We start from the raw sequence: 13,944 nt of genomic DNA, 5'->3' as shown, positions 1-13,944 counted from the left end.
GACATCCGTTCCACGACTCCTCAGCCGGCGATGAAGGCGGTGTACTCGTCGGCGGAGAGCAGGTCGTCCGGCTCGTCCGTGACGCGCACCTTGAACAGCCAGCCGCCCTCGAAGGGGGCCGAGTTCACCAGGGACGGGTCGTCGACGACGTCCTCGTTGACCGCGGTGATCTCACCGGTCACCGGCGCGTACAGGTCGGACACCGACTTGGTCGACTCCAGCTCGCCGCAGGACTCGCCCGCGGTCACCGTGTCGCCGACCGCCGGGAGCTGGACGAAGACGACGTCACCGAGCGCGTTGGCCGCGTGCTCCGTGATGCCGACCGTCGCCACGCCGTCCTCGGCGGCCGTCAGCCACTCGTGCTCCTTGCTGTAACGCAGCTGCTGGGGGTTGCTCATGGCCTGAATTCTCCTGTACGCGGGGGAGTGCTGGTGAAGAGGGGACTGCTGGGAACGTGCGTGACCAGCGGCGATGTGTGCCGGGTCACGCCCAGTGGGCTGCCCGGTGGGCTGTGGGCTACTTCTGGCGCTTGTAGAAGGGCAGTGCCACGACCTCGTACGGCTCGTGACTGCCCCGGATGTCGACCCCGACGCCCGCCGTGCCCGGCGCCGAGTGCGCCGCGTCGACGTACGCCATGGCGATCGGCCTGCCCAGGGTGGGGGAGGGGGCACCCGAGGTGACCTCGCCGATCACCTCGCCGCCGGCCACCACCGGGTACCCGGCGCGCGGCACCCGGCGGCCCTCGGCGACCAGGCCGACGAGCACCCGCGGCGGGTTCTGCTCGGCGCGGGCGGCGGCCTCGGCGAGCGCGGCACGCCCCACGAAGTCGCCCTCCTTCTCGAACTTCACCACCCGGCCGAGCCCGGCGTCGAAGGGGGTGAGCGAGGTGGTGAGCTCGTGCCCGTACAGCGGCATGCCCGCCTCGAGGCGCAGCGTGTCCCGGCAGGACAGCCCGCACGGCACCAGGCCCACGGGGGCACCCGCCTTGGTCAGCGCCTGCCACAGCTCCACCGCGTGCTCCGGCTTCACGAACAGCTCGAAGCCGTCCTCGCCGGTGTAGCCGGTGCGCGCGATCAGCGCCGGGACGCCGGCGACGGTGCCGGGCAGCCCGGCGTAGTACTTCAGCCCGTCCAGGTCGGCGTCGGTGAGGGAGGCGAGGATGCCCGGGGACTCCGGGCCCTGGACCGCGATCAGCGCGTACGCGTCCCGGTCGTCGCGGACCTCGGCGTCGAACCCCGCGGAGCGCTCCACGAGCGCGTCGAGGACGACCTGGGCGTTGGAGGCGTTGGCGACGACCAGGTACTCGGTCTCGGCCAGCCGGTAGACGATCAGGTCGTCCAGGATGCCGCCGTCGGCGCGGCAGATCATGGTGTAGCGGGCCCGGCCCGTGCCGACGGAGGCGATGTTCCCGACCAGGGCGTGGTTCAGCAGGGCGGCGGCCTGCGGGCCGGTCACGGTGATCTCGCCCATGTGGGACAGGTCGAAGAGCCCGGCCCTGGTCCGTACGGCGACGTGCTCGTCGCGCTCGGAGCCGTAGCGCAGGGGCATGTCCCAGCCGGCGAAGTCGGTCATGGTCGCGCCGAGCGAGCGGTGCAGGGCATCGAGCGCGGTACGGCGGGGTGCGGCGGAATCGGTACTGCTCATCGGTCGGTCGTCTCCCGGAGGTCCCAAGGGCATGACAGGCGAGGGCTGTCCTCCCCATCTGTCATCGGAACCTGAGAGGTTCGCCCTGACCACCGAAATGGTCACGGCTTGCACCTTGGGTGGAGCCACTGACACAGCGGCCCGCTTTTCAGATGTGCCTCGCCCGCGCGGTAACGGGGCCTGAGAGATTCAAGGGAGGGACTTGCTCCTTCGGCGCCCCAGCGAAGACGGCTGGGGACTCTCCCGCGCGGATTCAAGCGGCCGGTATGCAGTTGGCGCGGACATCATTGCACGCCCCCCGGGTCCGTGGCAGGCCGGACCCGTCCCGGAGCACTGTGACGCGTCTGTGGCAGGACGCGAACGGAACCGCGAGACACCGTGCATTACCTTCTCTTTACGTTCAGTGGGGAAAACCTTTCCTGAGCCCCCAGGGAGGACGATCACGGTGACAAGGACCACGGCGTACGCGACGACGGGCATCGCCCTGCCCCGGCAGCCGACGGCCCCGGCCCGCGAGCGGTGCGACGAACGCCCCGCGCCGGTCGTCCGCGACCTGCGCGGCCGGGCCGGGCACAGCCCGCACGGCCTGCTCTTCGGCCCCCGGGACCTGGTCGTGGTCACCGGGCTGCCCGGCAGCGGCAAGTCCACCCTGATGCACCGCACCGTGCAGGGCATCCGCGTCGACTCCCAGGACACCCGCGACCGCTGGGACGCCCGCCTGGCCCGGCTCCTGCCGTACGCCCTCTACCGCCCGCTGGTCCGCCTCGCCCACTACGCGGGGCTGCGCCGGGCCCTCGGCACCGGCGAGGGCGTGGTCGTGCACGACTGCGGAACCCAGGCCTGGGTGCGCGACTGGCTGGCCCGGGAGGCCCGCCGCCGCGGCGGCACCCTGCACCTGCTGCTCCTCGACGTCACGCCGGGCACGGCACTGGACGGCCAGCGCGAGCGCGGCCGGGGCGTCTCCCGGTACGCCTTCCTGCGCCACCGCAGGGCGGCCGGCCGGCTGCTGCGCGCGGCGGAGAAGGGGAGGCTTCCCGAGGGCGTCGGCTCGGCGGTCCTCCTCGACCGGGCCGCGGCGGACGTACTGCACCGGATCGGCTTCGAGCACCGAGACGGCCGCGACGGACCGGTTGCGGCGCGCCGGGACGGCCGTGGCGCGCGGTGAGGGCCATGGTGCGCCCGGGACGGCCGTGGCGCGCGGTGAGGGCCGTGGCGCGCGGTGACGGCCGTGGTGCGCGGTGAGGGCCGTGGTGCGCGGTGAGGGCCGTGGTGCGCGGTGAGGGCCGTGGTGCGCGGTGAGGGCCGTGGCGCGCCGGGACCGCCTCCGCGGCCCGAACCGGCTGGTGGGGTGGCTTTGTCGGTGTCACCCGCTAGCCTTTCCAGCCTCAGCAGCGGTTTCCAGCAGGCGGTAGGCAGATGGACTTCCCGGCGGACATTCCCGCGGACTTCCCGGCACAGGCGCACCCCCACCCGCACGGCGGGTGGCCCGGCAACGAACTGGAGGAGGTCCTGTCGGCCTCCCTCGGCGTGCCCGCGGCGGCGGGCCGGCTCATCGAGGTACTGGGGCGGAGCTTCCTGTGGATCCCGCTGCCCGAGGGCGGCGGCCCGCACAGCGGCCCGCTGGACCTGCCCACCATGCAGATCGAGGGCCAGGTGTACGTGCCGGTCTTCAGCTCCGAGGAGCAGTTCCGGCAGGTGGCCGGCTCCCACCTGTCGTACACGATCGCCCCGGCGGTCGAGTTCGCCCGCGGCCTGCCCCCGCAGGTCGGCATCGCCGTCAACCCCGGGGGAGTGGTCGGTCTCCCGCTGCCCCCGGAGGCGGTCGCCCAGCTCTGCCGGGCCGGCCGCACCGAACTGGACGGCCCCGCCTCCGGCGGCCGGGTCCGCCTCTTCGAACCGGACTGGCAGGACGACCCGATGGACTTCCTGGCCGCGGCGTCGGCGGAGTTCGCGGCGATCGGCGTGGTCACCACGGCCCGCCGCTGCCTGGCCGCGATCGAGACGGCCGACCCGGTGATGTTCGTGGGCATCGAACTCTCCCAGTGGGAGGGCGACTTGCGCGCGCTGCCGCTGGAGGCCCTGGGCAAGGCGCTGGGCCGGGTCCCGGTGAAGTGGCCGGTGAACCTGGTCCTGCTCGACGTGGCGGACGACCCCGTGGGCCACTGGATGCGGGAGAACGTGCGCCCCTTCTATCAGTACGGTCACTAGGAGCGCCCTGGGGGCAGCCGACTCGGGGGCGCGGGGAACCGCGCGCTCCGCCACGACGAAACCCGCACCCGCCGACGGACAATCGGCCCCCGCCCCCTGGGCGCATAAGCTGTCTCCAACGGCGGGGCGCCCTCCAGACGCGGGGCACCAGATGAAGGGGCGGTAACACGTGAGCGCCAGCGGCACCGCGGCGGCCGGACAGGTCGAGCACATGCTGCGCCAGGTAACCCCCGGGCGTTACGACGCCTACGAGGCACTCCTCCGCGCCCTCGCCACGCCGTCCTCCGGCCAGATCTGGATGCTGCTCTGGCACGGCCAGGCCGGCTCCCCCGACGCCCAGTACGGGAACATGGAGGTCGAGGGCCACGGCTACGCCCCCTGCGTGACCTCGGCCCAGGAACTCTCCGCGAGCGGCTGGAACCGCTCGTACGAGGTGGTCGACGGCGTCGACGTGGCCCGCACGCTCTACCCCGACCACTTCGGCCTCTGGCTCAACCCGCACGCCCCGGGCGGCGGCGTCGGCATCCCCTGGCTGGACCTGCGCCGCATCGCCACCGGCCTGGACCGCCAGCCGGCCGGCCCGCTCCGGCTCACCGAACCGGCCATCGAGGTCCCGCAGTTCTACGCCCTGCTCACGCAGAACGCCCACCGCACCCCCGCGGTCCGCTCGCTGCGCCGCGCCTGGGTACAGCCGGCCCTCGGGGCGCCGTACCTCGCGATCGGCCTGGACGTGTACGACACCTCGCCGTCGGCCGTGGACTCGGTGCGGGGGATGATGCAGCAGTCGATCGGCGCGGTGCCGGACGGACTGCCGGTGTCGACGGTCGCGATGACCGACGAGTACGACCCGGTCGTGATGTGGATGCGGGCGGCGGCACGGCCGTTCTACGACCGCGAGGCCCACGCGGCACCGGCCCCGGCGGCGGGCTACGGGTATCCGCCCGCGCCCGGCGTCTACTGACCGTGCTGTATCCCTCCCGCAGGCGGGGTTCGACGGCCGGCCCGTCGGCGTCGCGTACCGCAGGGAGAACCGCGGCGGCTGAGGCGGGGGTCGAAGCCGGTCTGCGCGCGTAGTCCGCGGACATACATCAGCTCATGCGCTGTCTCGTCAGGGTATGTCCGTGTCCGGCGGGCGTTACCCGGCGTTCGGATAACGAAACTACATGCTCGTATCACGGTTGCGCATCCATTCACCGCCAACTCTGGCAACCAGTCGCCACAGCGTTGAAGACTCGCGCTTCATGGGGTGTTCAACCCTGCCCAGCAGAGAACGATCATGCCGCTACCAGCGGCAAGTGCAAGCCGGCCACCGCCGGTTGAGAGGGGTCCCTGCCAGATGACGGCACCATTGCACGAGCCGACCGCGGAGGCGGTCCCGAGTGCGGCCGAAGAAGCGGCGGCTGCCAACGCCGGTGACGAGGCCGTGCAGGGGCGTTCCCTGGGCCGGATCGCCTGGGAGCGCCTCAAGCGCGACAAACTCGCCCTCACGGGCGGCGTTGTTGTGCTCCTCCTCATCCTGGTCGCCGTTCTCGCCCCAGTGATCGCCAATCTGGTCGGGCAGGACCCGGACACCTTCCACGAGAGCCTGATCGACCCTCTGTTCGGCACCCCCAAGGGGTCGTTGGGCGGCATCAGCGGCGACCACCTGCTGGGCGTCGAGCCCGTCAACGGCCGCGACATCTTCGCGCGGATCCTCTACGGCGCCCAGATCTCGCTCCTCGTGGGCTTCCTGTCCGCGATCGTCGCCGTCGTCCTCGGCACCGTCCTCGGCATCCTGGCCGGCTTCTTCGGCGGCTGGGTCGACTCGGCGATCAGCCGCGTCATGGACGGTCTGCTGGCCTTCCCGCAGCTGCTCTTCATCATCGCGCTGGTCTCCGTGATGCCGAACGACATGCTGGGGTTGAGCGGTTCCAGCGTGCGCGTCTTCGTGATGATCCTGGTCATCGGGTTCTTCGGCTGGCCGTACATCGGACGCGTGGTGCGCGGACAGACCCTCTCGATGCGTGAGCGCGAGTACGTCGAGGCCGCCCGATCGCTGGGTGCCGGGCGCTTCTACATCCTGTTCAAGGAACTGCTGCCCAACCTGGTCGCGCCGATCATCGTCTACACGACGATGATGATCCCCACCAACATCCTCACCGAGGCGGCACTCAGCTTCCTGGGTGTGGGCGTCAAGCCGCCCACGTCCTCCTGGGGGCAGATGCTCTCCACCGCGATCGACTACTACGACTCGGACCCCATGTACATGGTCGTCCCCGGCGTGGCGATCTTCATCACCGTTCTGGCCTTCAACCTCTTCGGCGACGGCGTGCGGGACGCGCTGGACCCCAAGGGCTCCCGCTGAACCGCCTTACCCCCAAGCGTCCCGTGCCATCTACACGGGGTCTCTCATCTAATCCGGAGGATCCGAGATCGTGACTACCCAACGCACCTCAGGGCGGCGTAAGCAGGCGTTGGCCGCTGCTGCCGCGGTCGCCGGCATGCTGGCCTTGGCAGCGTGCGGCGGCGGAAACAGCAGCGACGACGGCGGTTCGAAGAACGGCGCCGCCGGCTTCGACGCGGCGAACAACAAGGTCGCCCAGGCCTCGCTGGTCAAGAAGGGCGGCGAGCTCAAGTTCGTCTCCGCCCAGGACGCCGACTTCTGGGACACCACGCGCGGTTACTACGGCTTCATGTGGGACTTCTCGCGGTACTACAGCCGTCAGCTGCTCACCTTCAAGACCGAGCCGGGTGCCGCGGGCGCCGAGCTCACGCCCGACCTGGCCACCGACATGGGACAGGTCTCGGCCGACGGCAAGACCTACACCTTCCACCTGCGTGACGGGATCACCTGGGAGGACGGCAAGGCCATCACCTCCCAGGACATCAAGTACGGCATCGAGCGGGTCTGGGCGCAGGACGTGCTGTCCGGCGGTCCGATCTACCTCCAGCAGATGCTCGACCCCAACAACACCTACAAGGGTCCCTACAAGGACACCTCGAAGGACCACCTGGGCCTGAAGGCGATCTCCACGCCCGACGCCAAGACGATCGTCTTCCACCTGCCCAAGGCGAACGCGGACTTCAAGCAGGTCCTCGCCATGGTCACGGCGTCCCCGGTCCGCCAGGACAAGGACACCAAGGCGAAGTACACGCTGCACCCCTTCTCCTCCGGCCCGTACAAGTTCGAGTCGTACAGCCCGGGCAAGAAGCTGGTGCTGGTGCGCAACACCAGCTGGAAGGCGTCGTCCGACCCGGTGCGCAAGGCGTACCCGGACAAGATCTCGCTGACCATCTCCTCGAACCAGTCCGACATGGACCAGCGTCTGATCAACGGCGACTACGACATCGACGCCAGCCAGACGGGTCTGGGTCCGCAGGGCCGCACCATCGCCCTGAAGCAGCACAAGGGCAACCTGGACAACCCGATCTCCGGCTTCATCCGCTACGCGGTCTTCCCGCAGAGCGTCAAGCCGTTCGACAACATCGATTGCCGCAAGGCGGTCATCTACGCGGCCGACCACGTGTCGCTGCAGACCGCGCGCGGTGGCCCGATCGCCGGTGGTGACATCGGTACCAACATGCTCCCGCCCGCCATCGCCGGTGGCGAGGGCCAGAAGTACGACCCGTACGGGATCTCCGGTGCCAACAAGACCGGCAACGACGACCTGGCCAAGAAGGCGCTGAAGGCCTGCGGTCAGCCGAACGGCTTCAAGACCACCATCGCGGTCCGCAACAACAAGCAGCAGGAGGTGGCCACGGCCACGTCCCTGCAGGCGGCGCTGAAGAAGGTCGGCATCCAGGCCGACATCTACCAGTACGACGGTGCGCAGAGCTCCGGCATCATCGGCTCTCCCTCGAACGTCGCGAAGAAGAAGCTCGGCATCATCATCATGGGCTGGGGCGCGGACTTCCCGACCGTCCAGGGCTTCGGAGCCCCGCTGTGGGACAGCAGCTACATCCTGCAGAGCGGTAACAACAACTTCGGCCTGATCAAGGACAAGACGATCGACGGGCTGTTCAACCAGTACAACGCCCAGCAGGACGAGGCGAAGAAGACGCAGATCGCCACGGAGATCAACCACAAGGTCACCGAGGGCGCGTACTACCTGCCCTTCACCTTCGAGCGACTCCTGAACTGGCGCTCCTCGCGTATCGCCAACGTGTACACGACGAACGCGTACAGCGGCTACTACGACTTCGTCAACATCGGTCTGAAGTCCACGAAGTAATCCCGGCACACCCGCCGCACGGCACGAAAGGCAGGTGAAGGCCGGCGCGGCGGGACCGTGGGCCACCGGAAGACCTCCGGTGGCCCGCGGTCCCGCGGCGGGCCGTTAGCTGTGCTCGCTTACCTCATCAGGCGGCTGTTCGCCGCCGCAGTGATGCTGGTGGTCATCATCCTGGTGGTCTTCTGCATCTTCTTCCTCGTCCCCAAGTGGGCGGGCGTGGACATCGCCACGAGCTTCGTGGGCAAGCAGGCCGACCCTCACGCCGTCGCGGCGGTGCGGGAGAAGCTGGGTCTCGGCGACCCGATCTTCGTGCAGGTCTGGCACTTCTTCAAGGGCATCTTCGTGGGCCGCACCTACGCGGCCGGCGGTGACGTCACCCACTGCGCCGCGCCGTGCTTCGGCTACTCCTTCCGCAGCGAGCAGGCCGTCTGGCCGGTGCTGACCGACCGCTTCCCGGTGACCCTGGGTCTCGCGCTCGGTGCCGCCGTGCTGTGGCTGGTCTTCGGTGTCGCGGCGGGTGTGCTCTCCGCGCTCAAGCGGGGCAGCATCTGGGACCGCACGGCCATGGTGGTCGCGCTCGGCGGTGTGTCCCTTCCCATCTACTTCACCGGTCTGCTCTCGCTGGCGGTCTTCAGTTACGGACTGAACTGGATCAACGGTCAGTACGTGCCGCTGGCCCAGAGCTTCTCCGGCTGGCTCGGCGGCATGATCCTGCCCTGGATCACCCTCGCCTTCCTCTACGCCGCCATGTACGCCCGTATCACTCGCGCCACCATGCTGGAGATCCTCGGCGAGGACTACATCCGCACGGCACGCGCGAAGGGCCTCAAGGAACAGGTCGTCATCGGCAAGCACGCGATGCGCTCCACGATGACGCCGATCCTGACCATGCTCGGCATGGACCTCGGCGCTCTCATCGGCGGCGCCATCCTGACCGAGACGACGTTCAGCCTGCCGGGCCTCGGCCAGGCGGTGCTGACCGCCATCAAGAACCAGGACCTGCCCATCATCCTGGGCGTCACCCTGATCACTTCTCTCGCGGTGCTGATCGCCAACCTCGTGGTGGACATCCTGTACGCCGTGATCGACCCCCGAGTGAGGCTCTCATGACGGAACTGAGCAAGAGCGGTGCGGCCGTGGGCGAGCCCACGAGCGCCTCGCCCGCGCCGACGGCCTTCCTGGAAGTGCGCGACCTGAAGGTGCACTTCCCGACCGACGACGGCCTGGTCAAGTCCGTCGACGGCCTGTCCTTCCAGCTGGAGAAGGGCAAGACCCTCGGCATCGTGGGCGAGTCGGGTTCCGGCAAGTCGGTGACCTCGCTCGGCATCATGGGCCTGCACACCGCCGGGCAGTACGGCAAGCGCAAGGCGCAGATATCCGGCGAGATCTGGCTGGACGGCACCGAGCTGCTGAGCAGCCCGCCCGACGAGGTGCGCAAGCTCCGCGGCCGGCAGATGTCGATGATCTTCCAGGACCCGCTGTCCGCGCTGCACCCGTACTACACGATCGGCCAGCAGATCGTGGAGGCCTATCGCATCCACCACAACGTCGACAAGAAGACCGCCAAGCGGCGCGCGGTCGAGATGCTCGACCGGGTGGGCATCCCCCAGCCGGACAAGCGGGTGGACAGCTACCCGCACGAGTTCTCCGGCGGTATGCGCCAGCGCGCGATGATCGCGATGTCGCTGGTCAACAACCCTGAACTGCTCATCGCGGACGAGCCGACGACCGCCCTGGACGTGACCGTCCAGGCGCAGATCCTCGACCTCATCCGGGACCTGCAGAAGGAGTTCGGCTCCGCGGTCATCGTCATCACCCACGACCTGGGCGTCGTCGCCGAACTCGCGGACGACATCCTGGTGATGTACGGCGGCCGCTGTGTCGAGCGCGGCCCGGCCGAGAAGGTGTTCTACGAACCCCGGCACCCCTACACCTGGGGTCTGCTGGGTTCGATGCCGCGCCTCGACCGTGAGCAGCAGGAGCGCCTGATCCCGGTGAAGGGTTCCCCGCCCTCACTGATCAACATCCCGTCCGGCTGTGCCTTCAACCCGCGCTGCCCGTACGCGGACGTCCCCAAGGACAACGTCACCCGCACGGTCCGTCCGGAGCTGACCGAGGTCGGCGGCCGGCACTGGGCCGCCTGCCACATGACGCAGGAGCAGCGGGAGCGGATCTGGACCGAAGAGATTGCGCCGAAGCTGTGAGCGAGAACCCCAAGGACGCGGCAGTGACCATTCCTGCGCAGAGCGACGGTGCCGTCTCTACCCGGGGCGTCGCCCAGGGCGAGACCCTGCTCAAGGTGACCGGCCTCCAGAAGCACTTCCCGATCAAGAAGGGCCTGCTCCAGCGGCAGGTCGGCGCCGTGCACGCGGTGGACGGGCTCGACTTCGAGGTCAAGGCAGGTGAAACCCTCGGCGTCGTGGGCGAGTCCGGCTGCGGCAAGTCGACGATGGGCCGGCTGATCACCCGGCTGCTGGAGCCGACCGGCGGCAAGGTCGAGTTCGAGGGCCGGGACATCACGCACCTGGGCGTCGGCGGCATGCGCCCGCTGCGCCGCGACGTGCAGATGATCTTCCAGGACCCGTACTCCTCGCTCAACCCGCGCCACACCATCGGCACGATCATCGGGGCGCCCTTCAAGCTCCAGGGTGTGACGCCGGAGGGCGGGATCAAGAAGGAGGTGCAGCGGCTGCTGTCGGTGGTCGGCCTCAACCCCGAGCACTACAACCGCTATCCGCACGAGTTCTCCGGCGGCCAGCGCCAGCGCATCGGCATCGCCCGCGCGCTCGCGCTGAAGCCGAAGCTGGTGGTGGCCGACGAGCCGGTCTCCGCGCTCGACGTGTCGATCCAGGCGCAGGTCGTGAACCTCATGGACGACCTCCAGGAGGAACTGGGCCTCACCTACGTGATCATCGCCCACGACCTCTCGGTGGTCCGGCACGTCTCGGACCGCATCGCGGTGATGTACCTCGGCAAGATCGTCGAACTCGCCGACCGGGACTCCCTGTACAAGGCGCCGATGCACCCGTACACCAAGGCGCTGATGTCGGCGGTGCCGATCCCGGACCCGAGGCGGAAGGACGCCAAGAGCGAGCGCATCCTGCTCAAGGGCGACGTGCCCTCGCCGATCTCCCCGCCCAGCGGCTGCCGGTTCCACACCCGGTGCTGGAAGGCGACGGAGATCTGCAGGACCACCGAGCCGAAGCTGGTGCAGCTGAAGCCCGGACAGCAGGTCGCCTGCCACCACCCGGAGAACTTCGAGGACCAGGCCCCGCAGGACACCGTGCTGCTGGCCGTGGCCAAGGAAGCGGCCGAACTGGTCGCCGACGAGGTCCTCGCGGAGTCGGCGGAGACGTCGGCGGCGGTTGCGGCGGAGGTCGCGGGGACAGCCGAAGCGGAGGCCGAAGCAGAGGCCGAGGCCGAGGCAGAGGCAGAGGCCGAAGCGGGGGAGTCCGCGGAACCGGAGCCCGCTGCCGAGTCCGGAAATTCGGAGAACACCGGCGAGAAGTAGTCGGAATCATTCCATGCGAATTCCCCGGCAGCCCTTTCGGGCAGCCGGGGAATTTCGTATGTGGCGGTCTTTTCCGGGCAGTCCCTTTTCAGGTCAGGACTTCGTCTCCCAGTAGTGCCAGCCGACCGAGGTCGCCGGGAGCTTGGCGGTGCCCGACGCGAGCACCGTCGTGCTGCAGTTCGGGTTGGTGCGGTTGGACTCCCAGGCGACCTTGTAGCCGTTCGAGCCGTACTGCAGGTTGCCGTACTTGTGGGCGTTGATGTTGTGCGAGTACGAGTGGCCGGTCGTGACCGCCACGGACTTGGTGATGCTGCCGCTCACGGAGGCCTTGGCCGAGGCGAAGAGGTAGCTCGCGCTGACCTCCAGCGAGGTGGAGAGGCTGTACGAGATGGTGGTGGCCTTGGTCACCGAGGCTGTGATGGTCCCGCCCGGGCCGTCCTTGTAGTAGGCGCCCTTCGCGGGGAGCCGGTACGCCGTGTGCGACTTGATGAGCACCCCGTAGGTGGTCGGGCACGACTTCGGTGTGACGACGGTCGCCGACGCCGGCGCCGCCCCCGCGACGACGGGCACCGTTCCGGCCATGACGAACGCGGCCAGCATCGCTCTCTTGCGCATGGAAAATCCCCCAGTTGAGTTGCCCGGTTCTCGCTGTGGCGTAAACCGTCAAGCACGAGCGAGCGTATGAAGTTGACGGAGGTCGGTCAATTGAGTTCCGGCGGGATTGAGCAAGAATTGAGGTTGCCGTTTTACGCCATGTAATCTCTGGCAAATTTCTGCTCAAGTCCCTTGATGCTTCGCTGTGCCGATTTCCGGGCTCGTGGGAGCCGACAGGAGTCAACCAGCAAGTGATGCATGACAAGTTGGCAAAGTCGTGTACATGACCGAACGGGAGGGGAGAGGGTTCGGCGTATCCGACCGAATCGGACCATGCACCGAAGGGACGACCCATGGCCTTCTCCCGTTCGGCACGTTTAGGGGCCCTCGCGATCGCGGCGGCCTCTTTCCTTGTCGTCGCCGCCGCCCCCGCCCCCACCCCGGGCGCCGACGGCATCGGTGACCCCTACTTCCCGCAGCTCGGCAACGGTGGTTTCGACGCACGGCACTACGACCTGGACGTGGCCTACGCCCCGGACACCGGCCGTCTCGACGGCCGTACCACGCTCACCGCCCGTGCCACCCAGAACCTCTCCGCCTTCGACCTCGACCTGCAGAAGCTGGAGGTCACGAAGGTCGAAGTGGACGGCAGGCGGGCCCGGTTCACGCGGACCGGCGACGAGATCACCGTCACCCCGCGGGACCCGCTCCGCAAGGGCCGCGACTTCACGGTCTCCGTCACCTACAGCGGGATACCCGAGCCCCTCAACGGCCCCATCGTCTTCGGCTCCGACTACGGCTGGATGAAGACCACCGACGGCGTCTTCGTCGCCTGCGAGCCCAACGCGGCCTCCACCTGGTTCCCGTCCAGCGACCACCCCTCCGACAAGGCCACCTACGACATCCGCATCAAGGCGCCCCAGGGCCTGACCGGTGTCTCCAACGGCCGGCTGGTCTCGACGTACGACAAGGGCGGCTCGACGTACACGCACTGGCGCGAGTCGAAACCGATGGCGACCTACCTCGCCACCGCCACCATCGGGAAGTTCGACGTGCGGACCGGGAAGACCCCCTCGGGCATCCCGATCTACGTCGCCATCGACCCGGTCCTCGCGAACAGCAACAGCGTCGACGTGTACGCCGTCACGGCCGCCGCCACCGACTACTGGTCGCAGCTCTTCGGGCCGTACCCCTTCGAGGAGACCGGGGCCATCGTCGACGACATGCCCGAGGCCGGGTTCTCGCTGGAGGTGCAGAGCAAGCCGGCCTACTCGGCGGTGCGCAGTGAGACGACGATCGTGCACGAGCTGGCCCACCAGTGGTTCGGCGACTCGGTGAGCGTGGCGCAGTGGAAGGACATCTGGCTCAACGAGGGCTTCGCCACCTACGCCCAGTGGCTGTGGGCGGAGCACCAGGGCACCAGGTCCGCCCACGACTCGTTCCTCGCCGGCTACAACTCCCGGGCCGCCGACAACCCCTTCTGGCAGATCACCGTCGCCGACCCGCAGCGCGACACCATGTTCGCCTCGGCCGTCTACCAGCGCGGCGCGATGACCCTCCAGATGCTGCGCGAGCGCATCGGCGACACCGCCTTCTTCAAGCTGCTCCCGGCCTGGACGAAGCTGCACCGCTACGGCAACGCCGACACCGCCGACTTCATCCGCCTCGCGGAGAAGGTCAGCGGGCAGCAACTGGACGACCTCTTCCAGACCTGGCTCTTCACCGCAGGGAAACCTGCCCTGTAGGCCTGGGTTTGTAAGGTTCATGCACCCTGAC

General features: G+C 68.9%; 12 protein-coding genes and 1 riboswitch. Of the genes, 9 read left to right on the top strand and 3 right to left on the bottom strand.

Going from position 1 to position 13,944, the window contains the following annotated elements:
• Nucleotides 1–20: 20 nt before the first annotated feature.
• Together gcvH and gcvT are read right to left on the bottom strand one after the other, a co-directional pair.
• A complete protein-coding gene (gene gcvH, locus BLW82_RS13130; protein WP_093498960.1) occupies nucleotides 21–398 on the bottom strand; it encodes a glycine cleavage system protein GcvH in 378 nt (125 codons plus the stop codon).
• A gap of 118 nt (nucleotides 399–516) precedes the next feature.
• Nucleotides 517–1,644 (bottom strand): glycine cleavage system aminomethyltransferase GcvT, encoded by a 1,128-nt coding sequence (gene gcvT / locus BLW82_RS13125; protein WP_093498959.1) that lies wholly within the window; start codon nucleotides 1,642–1,644, stop codon nucleotides 517–519.
• A 158-nt stretch (nucleotides 1,645–1,802) separates the two neighbouring features.
• Nucleotides 1,803–1,900, bottom strand: a riboswitch (glycine riboswitch).
• Nucleotides 1,901–2,083: 183 nt separating this feature from the next.
• On the opposite strand from gcvT, the gene BLW82_RS13120 reads away from it, so the two are divergent.
• The 8 genes from BLW82_RS13120 to BLW82_RS13085 all read left to right on the top strand — a co-directional run bounded on the left by BLW82_RS13120 (nucleotide 2,084) and on the right by BLW82_RS13085 (nucleotide 11,574).
• Nucleotides 2,084–2,809 (top strand): AAA family ATPase, encoded by a 726-nt coding sequence (locus BLW82_RS13120; RefSeq protein WP_107408614.1) that lies wholly within the window; start codon nucleotides 2,084–2,086, stop codon nucleotides 2,807–2,809.
• Nucleotides 2,810–3,060: 251 nt separating this feature from the next.
• Nucleotides 3,061–3,852: an enhanced serine sensitivity protein SseB gene (locus BLW82_RS13115; protein ID WP_093498958.1), complete on the top strand. Its 792-nt coding sequence runs from the start codon at nucleotides 3,061–3,063 to the stop codon at nucleotides 3,850–3,852.
• Between the two features lie 169 nt (nucleotides 3,853–4,021).
• Entirely contained in the window at nucleotides 4,022–4,813 is a 792-nt protein-coding gene (locus BLW82_RS13110; protein WP_093498957.1) for an enhanced serine sensitivity protein SseB C-terminal domain-containing protein, read from the top strand.
• Between the two features lie 375 nt (nucleotides 4,814–5,188).
• Nucleotides 5,189–6,196, top strand: coding sequence for an ABC transporter permease (locus tag BLW82_RS13105; protein ID WP_093498956.1), 1,008 nt, complete (start codon nucleotides 5,189–5,191; stop codon nucleotides 6,194–6,196).
• A gap of 70 nt (nucleotides 6,197–6,266) precedes the next feature.
• Nucleotides 6,267–8,063, top strand: a complete 1,797-nt coding sequence (locus BLW82_RS13100) for an ABC transporter substrate-binding protein (RefSeq protein WP_093498955.1) — start codon at nucleotides 6,267–6,269, stop codon at nucleotides 8,061–8,063.
• A gap of 111 nt (nucleotides 8,064–8,174) precedes the next feature.
• Complete coding sequence (locus tag BLW82_RS13095; protein WP_093498954.1) at nucleotides 8,175–9,173, top strand: ABC transporter permease; 999 nt, start codon at nucleotides 8,175–8,177, stop codon at nucleotides 9,171–9,173.
• Nucleotides 9,170–10,267, top strand: coding sequence for an ABC transporter ATP-binding protein (locus tag BLW82_RS13090; protein WP_093498953.1), 1,098 nt, complete (start codon nucleotides 9,170–9,172; stop codon nucleotides 10,265–10,267). Before BLW82_RS13095 ends, BLW82_RS13090 begins: the two co-directional genes overlap by 4 nt.
• Nucleotides 10,268–10,290: 23 nt before the next feature.
• Nucleotides 10,291–11,574, top strand: a complete 1,284-nt coding sequence (locus BLW82_RS13085) for an ABC transporter ATP-binding protein (protein WP_256215781.1) — start codon at nucleotides 10,291–10,293, stop codon at nucleotides 11,572–11,574.
• Between the two features lie 93 nt (nucleotides 11,575–11,667).
• Here BLW82_RS13085 and BLW82_RS13080 read toward each other — a convergent pair whose 3' ends face one another.
• Nucleotides 11,668–12,189: a hypothetical protein gene (locus BLW82_RS13080; protein WP_143063663.1), complete on the bottom strand. Its 522-nt coding sequence runs from the start codon at nucleotides 12,187–12,189 to the stop codon at nucleotides 11,668–11,670.
• Nucleotides 12,190–12,521: 332 nt separating this feature from the next.
• Here BLW82_RS13080 and BLW82_RS13075 point away from each other — a divergent pair, with 332 nt between their 5' ends.
• Nucleotides 12,522–13,913 carry a M1 family metallopeptidase gene (locus tag BLW82_RS13075; protein WP_093498950.1) on the top strand — a complete coding sequence of 464 codons (1,392 nt, stop codon included), beginning with the start codon at nucleotides 12,522–12,524 and terminating at the stop codon, nucleotides 13,911–13,913.
• The last annotated feature ends 31 nt before the right edge of the window (nucleotides 13,914–13,944 follow it).

The organism is Streptomyces sp. Ag109_O5-10 (assembly GCF_900105755.1).
In the GTDB taxonomy this organism is placed as follows: Bacteria; Actinomycetota; Actinomycetes; order Streptomycetales; family Streptomycetaceae; genus Streptomyces.
The sequence above is the reverse complement of the archived record's forward strand: the minus strand, read 5'-3'. Positions and strand labels throughout refer to the sequence as shown.

Bases quoted from the DNA above. Each gene is read 5' to 3' on its own strand.
- BLW82_RS13080 (WP_143063663.1), bottom strand. From the start codon at position 12,189: ATGCGCAAGAGAGCGATGCTGGCCGCGTTCGTCATGGCCGGAACGGTG.
- BLW82_RS13115 (WP_093498958.1), top strand. From the start codon at position 3,061: ATGGACTTCCCGGCGGACATTCCCGCGGACTTCCCGGCACAGGCGCAC.
- BLW82_RS13105 (WP_093498956.1), top strand. From the start codon at position 5,189: ATGACGGCACCATTGCACGAGCCGACCGCGGAGGCGGTCCCGAGTGCG.
- BLW82_RS13075 (WP_093498950.1), top strand. From the start codon at position 12,522: ATGGCCTTCTCCCGTTCGGCACGTTTAGGGGCCCTCGCGATCGCGGCG.
- gcvH (WP_093498960.1), bottom strand. From the start codon at position 398: ATGAGCAACCCCCAGCAGCTGCGTTACAGCAAGGAGCACGAGTGGCTG.
- gcvT (WP_093498959.1), bottom strand. From the start codon at position 1,644: ATGAGCAGTACCGATTCCGCCGCACCCCGCCGTACCGCGCTCGATGCC.
- BLW82_RS13090 (WP_093498953.1), top strand. From the start codon at position 9,170: ATGACGGAACTGAGCAAGAGCGGTGCGGCCGTGGGCGAGCCCACGAGC.